Source organism: Paracraurococcus ruber (assembly GCF_004353985.1).
Classification (GTDB): Bacteria; Pseudomonadota; Alphaproteobacteria; order Acetobacterales; family Acetobacteraceae; genus Paracraurococcus; species Paracraurococcus ruber.
This window is the reverse complement of record NZ_SMOA01000201.1, coordinates 1-10201: the sequence shown is the minus strand read 5'-3', so window position 1 is coordinate 10201 and position 10201 is coordinate 1. Positions and strand designations below refer to the sequence as shown.

Genomic DNA, 10201 nt, shown 5'->3' with positions numbered 1-10201 from the left:
GTCAGCCCGCCGCTGCATGACCGTCCAATGGCTGTAGCCAGGGGGCAGGTCGGGGAGGGGAGCGCCATTGCGGATCCTATCCCACTCCCCCTCGATGTAGGGGCGCAGGCGGTAGCGTCGGCGGGGGTGCTGCGCGAACCAGTCGTCGTCGTCCCGCTGGTGCGCGGGAAGCGCGTCGCTATTGAGGACGCTATGGGCGCGTGGTATCGTGCCATCGAGCATCGATGGTTTCCTTTGCGGTTCTGTCGGTGATCAAGTGCTTCTCAGTGGTTTCCGCGGCGTTCGGGATGGCACTCCCGGACGCCGCATCTATTTTGGCCCTACCACATCTCCCCCTCCTGGGCAGACCCGCAGACTCAGGAGCGTACCGCGCTCCGGTCATGCTGTCGCGCCTGTTGTTGAGCCACGAGGGGCGGGGTTCCACCCCTCGATTTCGCGGACCTCGGCCACCGACAAGATGCCGTTCTTCACGGCGATCTCGTGCGCCTTCCATCGCGCTTCGTAGTCACCGCGCATGAGGCCCGACAGGTCGATCTCCAACTCGTACCCTCTCCCTGGTCCGAACACAGACCGCGCGAACTCCGCTTCGATCTTGCGTGCCCAAGGTGAGAGGGTGAGCTGTGCAAACCACAGCGAAGCTTGGCTTGCGTTGGTGAAGGTGTTGAACTGATAAGCCTGGATGATCGGCGGCGGCACTTGGAACAGTCGGCACAGTTCCTCCGTGGTGAACCGTCGGGACTCCAACACCTCAGCATCCTCGGGCGAGATGCTGAGCGGCCGCCACTTCAAGCCATTATCCAGGATCATCACAGAGCGCGCGTTCGCCGTCCCGGTGTGGCGACCACGAAACTGCGCAGCGACCCGCGTCATCTGTGGTTCCGTCAGCGCCTTGTCGCTCTCCAAAGCACCGGAGGGCGTGGCCTGGTTTTCCCACATGGAACCTGACCAGTGTTGTAGCGCCATGGCATTGCCAAGCACGTCAGGCGCGCGCGACAGCCGCGACCGGCCGAGATAGCCGTCGTCTGATCGGTCGCGCAGGTGAAAGACCTCACTAGCAAGATACCGCCTGGGCGGTCCTCCACCGAGCAGCGGGAATGTCGCGGTGAACTCCGTGATGTCGAATGCCAGCGCGCCGGATGCCAGCAAGATCGGCGTCACGTTGCCCCAAGGGATTGGGCGCAACCCCGTCACGCGGCCAGCGCCGTCCGTCTCGATGACACTGACAGCGTTGCCGTGCAGCAGGACACTGCCCAGGGTGGTTTCGATCCAGTCGGGCCAGGTCTGCTGTGCATTGGGGCGCCTCAGCAGCCGCGACACGGGGTGGTCGGGCGCTTCCTGTCGCGTGCTGCCCTCGCGGCGATAGACATAGGGCGGCAGGCTGGCGAGGCCGCTGCTGATGGCGCCGACGCAAGCCGAGACCGTCGAGAGGTTCTCTGCTGCGTAGGCTGACACTACCTGGCCGGAGGACGACGCGCCCCATGCCTGCCCGACCATGCGCCAACTGATCCCGGCATCGCGGCGCTCAATGACCCGATCCAGCCAGTTAGCGAGGCGTCTGAGCACTAGACCGTCTCCATCCAGCGTTGCCTAGCGCGGGCCAGGGCGGACGGCCCTGCGGGCTTCTGAGAGCGGGCGGCGACCGTCGTCGCGTCATAGGCCGGGAACGCCTGCACGACGCTGATCTCGATCAGATCCACCGACCGCAGTTCGCGCGTCTCTTGCGTCGGCCACGCCTCATCCTTGGCGACAAAGCCGAATGACATGCCCCCGAGGTCGCGCCTTTCGGCCAAGGCCAGCATGTCGCGCCCCAACTGCGTGTCGGGGAGGTCCAGCGCGAAAGCCAGCCCGCGCGTGTCCTCAGACAGCCGCAGGGTGCCACTGCCGGATCGCGCCAGTAGTCGCGTCAGGTCGTGGTCAACCAGGGCCAGAACATCACGATGGGATGCCAGAGAGCGCGTGAACGCCCCCGGGCGGACGACCTCCGTGAAGCGGCCGATCTGCCCAGGGTGGTTAAAGATGGCGGCGTACCCCTCCAGCCGCCGCCCCTGCGTGTGCAGTTGAGCGACGGTGCGACACTCCAGCCGCTGCGTCGTGCCATCGGGGAGCGTGACCAGCGGGTGCATGGCTCAGACAGCCAGCGCGCTGATCGGCATGTTCATGGTCCGGACGAAGCTCTCCGGATAGCGCACGCTGACATCGCAATCGAGCATGGCGCGGATTTCAACGCCACCACGCTTGAATGCATCGCCGTAGGGGTTGGCCGTCAGGTCCATGACGCCCCACATGCCGATGAACAGGTCCGACCAGTTGCCGAAGATGCCGTTGGCCTTGGTGTCGCCATTCGTCGTCGGGAGGCTGGTGGTCGTCGCCACGGGGTAGCCTTCCAGGCCAGCCACCGCGACATTCGGATAGACGCGGTTGGAGTTGGCATCACGCAGTGCCGTGAGGAAGGCCGGAACGCGGGGGTTCATCGCCCAGCCGAGGGTGTTGCTGATGACGTTGAGCGAAGGAGGCGTAGCGATCACCGCTGCGATGTCCGTCGCCAGGTTGGCCGCTGTCGCGGTCGAGTTGAACGCCAGCGATCGGACGTTGGGGGTGTTGAGGATACCGCGTGGCTCTGCACCGGTGCCCGATCCCGCCATGGCCGCAGCGTCAACCGCGATCCCGATTTGCTCCGTGAGGTCGCGCCGCAGCAGGTTCTCGACGCTGATGGAAGTGGACAACAAGAGCTTGCGCGAGAATTCGACCAGTGCGCCGACAGTGCGCGGCGCCATGGTGATGCTGCCAAACCTGGGGCCAGTCTGCGATGTAAGGCTGACGCCTTCGGCGACCCATGCCGTGGTCGAGGGAGTGGTGATGCGCGGGATTTCCAGCGCGCCTACGAGGTCGGTGAGGAAGGTCGCGCCAAGCTTTCCGCAGACAGTGCGGGCGCGCAGAGGTTCGATCACGTCAGCGGTCTGTGTGACAGTCAGGGCGCCTCCCTGTGTCATCGCGTTGGCTTGCAGGGCGCGACGCTCGACCAGCGCTTCCATGGGGACGAACAGCCCGCGTGGATCGCGGCCCGACCGGCGGGCAAGTTCCTGCGACACTTCACGTTCGCGGCCAAAGTCCACACCGGGGATACCGGCAAGGCCAGCCAGCGCAGCAGCCAAGCGGAACTCACCTACCATCTGGCTGAACTGCCCAGGGTGGTTGGTGAGAGGGGTTCCCTGCATCCGGCGCTCAGCTTCCTCGAGGACGGACTGACGCTCGACGCGACGCTCAAGCCCGGCCATCTCCGACTTCAGCGCGTCAAAGCGCGTGCTCTGCTCGGCCGAGAGGTCGCCGTTTTCTCCGCTCGGTTTGTCGAGGATCGTGCGCATCTCGGCGGCGATGGCCGCACGGCGCTCAAGGAGTTCACGCAGGGTCATGAGGACGCTCCGTCGGCGGAGGGGGAATAGGTGCGGGCTGGCGCTGTCTGATCGCGCATGCCTTCGCCCGGACTGGCCCGAACGGACGAAACCCCCACCGGCAGACAGCGCCATCCGTGAAGGATCGGCAGCCGGCCCGCGCGGCCGTGCACAACCCGGCGGGGGGACTGGTCAATGGACGGCAGCCGTCGTCGGCTGCGCTGCGGCGGGTGGTGCGGAGGACTGATCCTGCGTGCTGATGTCGCAGGCCACTTCATGCAGCAGCTTGCCCGGCCAGACGACGATGTGCTGTGCGCCATCAACGGCAAGCTGCGCGCGGATAGGATCGCGCACGAAGCGCGACATCATCCCGTCTTTCCAGAGGATGCGCGCGTCCTCGTAGAAGGTGGACACTTCCACCGACGCCACTGTCTCAGCGATGGCGGGGTCTGACAGCACGCGCCGGAGCGCATGGCCGAACAGCGACTGACCAGTGATAGGGCATTCACCGGGTAGCCGGTACAACAGCCATCCAGCCTGCGTGGTCTTGCCCTTGGTGAGACCCTGCCAAGCCGTCGCCAGCATCAGGAAGGCGACGGTGAACGGCGTTGCCGGGTACCCACCCCCTGGCCCAGCACGCACGCGCTGAAAGCCACCTTCGCGGAGGTCACTGTCATTCGCGAAGTAGAGCATGATCTCGTACACAGGCAGTTCCGGTAAGCAGAACAGCCGCAGCGAGTAGCGCGTGAGGAAGTGCGGGCGCATCTTCATCGAGACTACCTATCCAATCGGGCAGTCTCGATTTTAATACTTTATCACTACGCAGAATACGCTACGCAGTGCATCTAAGTGCAGTTTTTTACCCGTTAAATCCTATTCCGCGGCAATCACCATACCGGTGAAACGGAAATCGGGTGCGTCGGGCTGTTTGGCCGCCTGTCCGATCGCCATGACCAGCGCCGTCAGGGGGTCGATCCGGCCCCTGCTCCGGGCTTTGTCCAGCTTCCGGTTACCTGCCGGATCGGCGACGACCGCCACATTGGACACGGCCCAGCGCAGCAGTGGGTTGCCGCCGTGCTGAAGCTTGCCGCTCAGCACGGCGCGCTCGAACTCATCGACAGCGGGTGCCATGTCTTTAAAGCCCTGGCCGTGCTCGACCAGTGGGAGGCTGATGCCCTCGTTGTCGAGGATGATGCGCAACTCTTCAATGCGGTACCTGTCATACGCCACTGCTTCCACGCTGTAGCTCTGCGTGAGCTCGGCCAGCTTGGCGGCGACGAATGCCTTATCGATGGCCCGCCCAGGGGTGGTGATGATGTGTCCTGCTTGCAGCCATTGCCGATAGGGAGCGCGGTCGCCATCCGCGCGGCGCTCAAGCTGTTCATCGGGAAGGAAGCCCCACACCAGCGCATGGCCGCTGCCGGGGAAGTAGAGCGCGATAGCGGTGAGGTCGTTTGTGCTCGACAGGTCCAGACCAGCGATGCAGCGCGCACCACGCAGTGACGCGACATCGAAGGGAGCGCCGAGTGCATCCCAATCAGACGGGGCGATCAGGCGCGTGTCGGCTTCAATGGGCTGGTTCAGATAGAAGTTGCGGAACGCTGTCTCTTGGCTCGGTATGCGCTGCGCCGTCTGCGCAGTGTCGCGCATCTCGTCGAGCGATCGGAAATCGCCCAGGGCGGGGTTGGCAAGCCGCCACGTGTCCTCCGACCACGGATCGCTGCCCTCAGGCGCTGAGAAGATGTGCGCGCTGAAGCGCGGGTCATCGATGACACCATCCCGCACTTGCCTGCCGTAGTGGACAAGCTCCGACATGACATGCAGCGGATCGGCGCTTTGCGTCGAGATGGTGATGCCCAGGGGTTCAAGGCGTGCAGACGTACCAGTGGAGAGGGCATCATACAGGTTGCGGTTGGGCCACTGCGCGAGTTCGTCGCAGACATAGAAGCTTGGGCTTAGGCCATGCGCCTTGCGTGCATCGGATGACAGCGCCTTGTAGACACTACCCGTCTCGACGTCCTCTAGCTCCTTTGGCGTGTCGCGGATAATGACTCGCGAGCGCAGTTCTTCATCATCGAGGATGAACGCTTTCATCTCTTGGAAGATGATGCCCGCTTGGTTGCGGTCCGCCGCAGCGGAATAGACCTGCCCGCGTGCTTCCGCTTCCGGGCCGCACAGGTGGCACAGCGCCAGGGCGGCGGCCAACTGCGTCTTGCCGTTCTTCCGACCCATGGTGATGAGGGCGCGTCTGACGATGCGCCGGTCATCTGCGTCGGTGCGATAGACATCGTTGATGATGTCGCGCTGCCAGTCGCGCAGGATGAACCGGCGTCCTGCGTGCATGCCACTGGTGATGTGCAGCGTCTCGATCCACTCGATGACCCGACCAGCGCGGGTTGGCGCCGTCAGGTCGCGGGTGGGCACATCGAAGTCAGCGATGCGGCGCGGTTTGACGGGTCGTGCATTGCGTCCGCGCTGGCCCATGGTGGCCCTCCGATCGCGGGGCCGTTACCGGCTTAACCGCTTCTGTCTTTCCATGCGAGTTGGATGCACTTGTTGGAGACATTCAACGGGAGCGCCGTGGCGGGCCCGCAGAGCCCGGTTTCCGGGCCGTAGACGCCTTTTCGGCCTGAGCGCGCTCGATTGCCAGGCTCAGGGCGGTAGGACGCCTGGACGGGCTTCCAGGGGCAGTCTGGGGCCGGCTGTCGCGGTTCCACCAATGGCCGGGGTCGTTCGGCTGGCCAGTCGCGTCGCAACCGACGGCGCGGGGGGTGGCGTTGCCCAGGGCGGTGCGCCGGTTGTGGCAGCTGGTGCAGTAAGCCCGCAGCCGCGAGGTCGTGTCGCTGCCGCCGGCTGACAGCGGCGGGTCATGGTCAACGGCAACGCTGGCGCGATGGCAGCCGGGGGTTTCGCACTTGGGCTGCGCGGCCAGGATGCCGTCACGGATCTTGCGCCAGGTGGTGCGGCTGTAGTGGTGGACCATCAGCGCTTCGCCTCCGTTCCCTTGTAGTCGATCAGCCGCAAGTAGTGACCGTATTCAGCGAAGGGACCGTCCGGCACGTGGCAACGCACGGCGCGATACGCGAGCTTGCCTAGCACCACGCCCAAAGCGCTGTACCCATGCTTTGCCCGGCAGTGAGGGCAGATGAACCGAACCATGCTGGGGTCGTCGGGTACCCGGATTACGTTTACGATTGGGACGCCATCGCCAGCGCGCTCGATTGACAGCGGCGGCGCCTTCTTTCTGCGGCGCATGTCGTCGTCTCCTTCAGAGAGTGGGCTGAAAGAACGGGCTGCCAAGTTCCTTCACCGGCTTGCGGTAGGAGCCCGACCCATCACGGAACCCGATGGCTGTCACTTCCAGATCGCAGAGCAGCGCTTGCACGTCGCGCCCTGCCCGCACCATGCGCGTGTTGACGTACTTGGCGCCGAGCAGCAGATCGCAACACGGACGGTTGAGGGTGCCACGCGCGAACGCCTCACCCGCTTGGAACTCGGGATCGCTAATCTGCACCTGACGCATTGCGCGTTCACGCTTGGTCGGACGCCACGCAACATGAACATCGACATGCCTCGGATCATGCCGATTGGGGCGAGCGAAGCCGATGGCCGGTTCATCGCGGATGAAGAAGTCGAAGTGCGTCCCATCCGAAAACCGCCCGATCACCTTCGGCAACCCGTCATTGGGGTCGAGGGTGAACACGCGCTGCATCAGCGCCTCGTTGATCGCTGACACGACCAGATTGCGCCACGTGCGGGTGCGGCGGCTGCGGTAGATCGTCAATGCGGGCATTCGAACCTCCCATTGTGAATATAGTCCTAAAGGCGGGTACGCGAATGGGGGGCAGCGCACGCGCACCATTCCGGCTGATGCGGGTGTGGCTTTTATGCACTGCCCGTCGTTGCTGACCCGGTTTGTCGCAGATGTCGCTCGCGTATGCGCGCGCGAGGGGCGGATGGGTCCAATATAGAACATATAGAGAACATCCCGTTATCGTCAGGCTACGCGCGCGCGCACGCGAGCGACACTTGCGACAAATGGCCCCACCCACTGGTCAGACCCCCCGTTTCGATGCGTCCAGCGCTGCTAGCGCGGCCTGATGTCGCCGCTCCCGCTCCGCGCGCTCGTCATCTGCGCGTTGGGCGAACCGCGCATGGACCTTGGGGTTGATGTCCCATGCGTTGGGCTCCTTCCCTGGCCGCACGGGCACGGCTCTCAGCCAGCCCATCGAGTCCTCCAGCCACGTCAGGATTTCCAACAGCGCGCGCCGTTCGGTTGGTGCGCGCAGAGGGGCCGGTCCCCCGCGTTGCACATCGCGCAGTGTGAGGCGTTCCCCGCCCTTCGCCAGGATGAACGCGCCCATCTGCTGCGACATGCTCTCCTGGTTAGAGCGGAACATGATCGCATTCGCCTGCGCCAGATGCGGTAGCAGGATGTCGCGCATGTAGGACGCCACCCGGCGGCAGGTTTCGGGTGACACCACCATGGGCGGCGACAACTCCGCGCTCGCAGCGTACTCGATCATGTGGAAGGTTAGGAGCAACCGGCCGAAGAGCCCAGGCCATTTACCCAATGCGGTCATGATCAGAGGCGGCGTGTCGGGCATCAGCTGGAAGCCCTCTACAAGCTTGTCGAGGTTCTCCCGGTACCGCTGTCCGTCTTCGTGCAGCTTCACCGCTTGGCCCATATCGCCGAAGGCTTCGGGCGGTGGCGTATCCGCCAGCTTCTTGAACAGCGCGTTGTATTGTAGCAACGCGGTTCGGTTTGGCGCGCGATCCTCTCCGCTGGTTGCGCGTCGGGCTGCACAGTAGATGAACCGCTGCCAGAGCCCATCGTCCTGTGACTTCTGCGCGGCGTCGCGGATCATCGAAGGCTGGATGCCGCCCAGGAGGTTGGCTGAGAAGTGCCCGATGGTGAAGCTACCCCGCCCGACACGATCCACGTAGTGCGGTGCGCCGTCATAGAGTTCCAGCCACGCCGCGCGGTCGCTCCCTCCCTTACCCGCGCTGTACTTGTCCATGTCACCTAGCCAGCCGGACAGTTCATCCCGAACAACCGTCACCTTCATCGCGGGGACGCGCTGGCGTGATTGAATGTCGTCGCGGAAAGTCTCTTCCAGCGCCTCGACTGTGGTGCTGCCGATCAGATAGCGATCACGGCGTGGTGGGGTGGGCATCCTCTCCGGGTCGGCGTTGCTGTCCTTCTTCCAGCGCGCAAGATCGCGTTCATACGCCAGCATGTCCTCGCGGTTTCGGTCGGCTGACGCAAGTTCTAAGCCCACAAGCGGCGCAGTGGCGTCCTTGATCGCCGGTGATTTTTTGACGGACGGATCGCCAATGATCGTCCCCCACAACCGCGCAGAAACCGTCCACGAATAGTCGTAGCGCTTGGGCTGTAGCACCCACTTGTCATGGATCGCGCCCGAGAGCGACACCAGCGCGCAGAGCGCCACCATGGTTGGGTCAGCACCAACCCGCTCCGATATGTCGGTGATGAAGGGCCACAGCACATCGGGAACGTGGTCCGGTGCAAGCTCTATGATACGCGGTGTGCGATCGCCGAGGAAGTCAACCGGCTCGGGCCACTCCTCCTCCTCCCCGTTCTTGCCGCGTGGTTTGCGGCTCTCCGGGTTGGCGTCGTCCTTGTCATAGGCAAAGTCAACGGCACGACCGGACTCTGCAACCCGCTCGTCCCATCGCTTGTCCCGCTTCTCGCCCGGCACTTCATGCAGCAGCGCATCCACCCGCGCTTTCGCCTCGTCGCGGGGGATGCCTCGCAGTGACCACACACTCCCGAGGTACACGCAAGCGTCGTGAACGCCATGATCCATCCGACGGATGATGTTGCACGCAGCTTCTTCGCTGTTCGGCGTTTCGCCTTTGCCATCGGGATTGGTCCTCTTCCCGATCCTGCACTCTTCCAGTTCGGCGCAGAGGTCGATGGGACGCCCCGCGATGAACTCAACCTGGTGGTGCTCGGAGAAGTTGACGCTGCCGTAGTAGAACGCTTGCGATTGGACAAAGCTCTCTCTGCCGAAGATGCCACCGAATAGACCATGGACACGCTCGACAAGAGGTTCTCGCTCGCTAGGCGGCAGCGGGCGAGAGGTTGGGCACAGCACACGCCATCGCGGTTTGTCGGGTGTGTGGGATGGTGTGGTGTAGGCGATGCAGCCGACGTTGGCGCGGGAGAGGATTTCCACCGCGTCGTCAAACGCCATCACCTCTGCGTCGTAGTCGAGTTCAACACCATGGATTTCCACCATGTTGCTGTTCCATCGACGCATCTTCCCCTTGGGCGAAAGCTTGTCACCAAAACGCGCCAGCTTGCCGAGAGGAAGCGCCTCCTTCTTCCGCGCTGACTTGTTGCGTATTTCCCTGACAAGGGCTTCCATCGTCACGGTGCGCTCAAGCGCACCGGTATCCTCCACGCTAGTGAAGAACGTCATCGGGACGGCGTAAGCGGGCGTAATCTCGTCGGACCACTTTTCTGCCGGCTTGCTCATGCCTGCCCTCCCACGCCGGCGCTACCAAACCAGACTGCCCCGTCGAGTGTCGCCCCTTGCGCGAGCGCTTCGCTTCGCTGGCGCCCCAACTCCACGGCCACGCGCCAAACCCGCAGGGCGGCATCGTCGCCTACCCCTGGTCGGTGGTCGTCCCTGATGACGACGGCGATCCTCATCCGCGTGCCGTCAGCCCGCCGCTGCATGACCGTCCAATGGCTGTAGCCAGGGGGCAGGTCGGGGAGGGGAGCGCCATTGCGGATCCTATCCCACTCCCCCTCGATGTAGGGGCGCAGGCGGTAGCGTCGG

General features: G+C 64.3%; 11 protein-coding genes. All 11 read right to left on the bottom strand.

The annotated features are described in order from the left end of the window. A partial coding sequence (locus E2C05_RS34320) for a hypothetical protein (RefSeq protein ID WP_205083022.1) occupies positions 1 to 222 on the bottom strand: 222 nt, incomplete at its 3' end. 156 nt (positions 223 to 378) lie between these two features. Further along, positions 379 to 1563 carry a phage portal protein gene (locus E2C05_RS23950; RefSeq protein WP_200306040.1) on the bottom strand — a complete coding sequence of 395 codons (1185 nt, stop codon included), beginning with the start codon at positions 1561 to 1563 and terminating at the stop codon, positions 379 to 381. After that, on the bottom strand, positions 1563 to 2123 hold the full coding sequence (locus E2C05_RS23945) for an HK97 family phage prohead protease (protein ID WP_133222162.1): 561 nt from the start codon (positions 2121 to 2123) through the stop codon (positions 1563 to 1565). Before E2C05_RS23945 ends, E2C05_RS23950 begins: the two co-directional genes overlap by 1 nt. Positions 2124 to 2126: 3 nt before the next feature. Then, the gene (locus E2C05_RS23940; protein WP_158292336.1) at positions 2127 to 3410 is read right to left on the bottom strand and encodes a phage major capsid protein; all 1284 of its coding nucleotides are present in this window, start codon (positions 3408 to 3410) and stop codon (positions 2127 to 2129) included. A gap of 171 nt (positions 3411 to 3581) precedes the next feature. Continuing rightward, positions 3582 to 4160, bottom strand: a complete 579-nt coding sequence (locus tag E2C05_RS23935; protein ID WP_133222160.1) for a hypothetical protein — start codon at positions 4158 to 4160, stop codon at positions 3582 to 3584. A gap of 102 nt (positions 4161 to 4262) precedes the next feature. Further along, on the bottom strand, positions 4263 to 5873 hold the full coding sequence (locus E2C05_RS23930; protein WP_133222159.1) for a terminase large subunit: 1611 nt from the start codon (positions 5871 to 5873) through the stop codon (positions 4263 to 4265). 82 nt (positions 5874 to 5955) lie between these two features. After that, entirely contained in the window at positions 5956 to 6372 is a 417-nt protein-coding gene (locus E2C05_RS35485) for an HNH endonuclease signature motif containing protein (RefSeq protein ID WP_133222158.1), read from the bottom strand. Beyond that, entirely contained in the window at positions 6372 to 6644 is a 273-nt protein-coding gene (locus tag E2C05_RS23920; protein ID WP_133222157.1) for a hypothetical protein, read from the bottom strand. Before E2C05_RS23920 ends, E2C05_RS35485 begins: the two co-directional genes overlap by 1 nt. A gap of 13 nt (positions 6645 to 6657) precedes the next feature. After that, complete coding sequence (locus E2C05_RS23915) at positions 6658 to 7182, bottom strand: hypothetical protein (protein WP_133222156.1); 525 nt, start codon at positions 7180 to 7182, stop codon at positions 6658 to 6660. A 262-nt stretch (positions 7183 to 7444) separates the two neighbouring features. Beyond that, positions 7445 to 9895 (bottom strand): DUF3987 domain-containing protein, encoded by a 2451-nt coding sequence (locus E2C05_RS23910; RefSeq protein WP_133222155.1) that lies wholly within the window; start codon positions 9893 to 9895, stop codon positions 7445 to 7447. Beyond that, positions 9892 to 10201, bottom strand: a 310-nt coding sequence (locus E2C05_RS34315) for a hypothetical protein (protein ID WP_205083020.1), incomplete at its 5' end; no start/stop codon positions are given. The genes E2C05_RS34315 and E2C05_RS23910, both read right to left, overlap by 4 nt.

What these genes read in the sequence shown, in the direction of transcription:
- E2C05_RS23945 (WP_133222162.1), bottom strand. Translation starts at nt 2,123, where the DNA reads ATGCACCCGCTGGTCACGCTCCCCGATGGCACGACGCAGCGGCTGGAG.
- E2C05_RS23940 (WP_158292336.1), bottom strand. Translation starts at nt 3,410, where the DNA reads ATGACCCTGCGTGAACTCCTTGAGCGCCGTGCGGCCATCGCCGCCGAG.
- E2C05_RS23935 (WP_133222160.1), bottom strand. Translation starts at nt 4,160, where the DNA reads ATGAAGATGCGCCCGCACTTCCTCACGCGCTACTCGCTGCGGCTGTTC.
- E2C05_RS23930 (WP_133222159.1), bottom strand. Translation starts at nt 5,873, where the DNA reads ATGGGCCAGCGCGGACGCAATGCACGACCCGTCAAACCGCGCCGCATC.
- E2C05_RS35485 (WP_133222158.1), bottom strand. Translation starts at nt 6,372, where the DNA reads ATGGTCCACCACTACAGCCGCACCACCTGGCGCAAGATCCGTGACGGC.
- E2C05_RS23920 (WP_133222157.1), bottom strand. Translation starts at nt 6,644, where the DNA reads ATGCGCCGCAGAAAGAAGGCGCCGCCGCTGTCAATCGAGCGCGCTGGC.
- E2C05_RS23915 (WP_133222156.1), bottom strand. Translation starts at nt 7,182, where the DNA reads ATGCCCGCATTGACGATCTACCGCAGCCGCCGCACCCGCACGTGGCGC.
- E2C05_RS23910 (WP_133222155.1), bottom strand. Translation starts at nt 9,895, where the DNA reads ATGAGCAAGCCGGCAGAAAAGTGGTCCGACGAGATTACGCCCGCTTAC.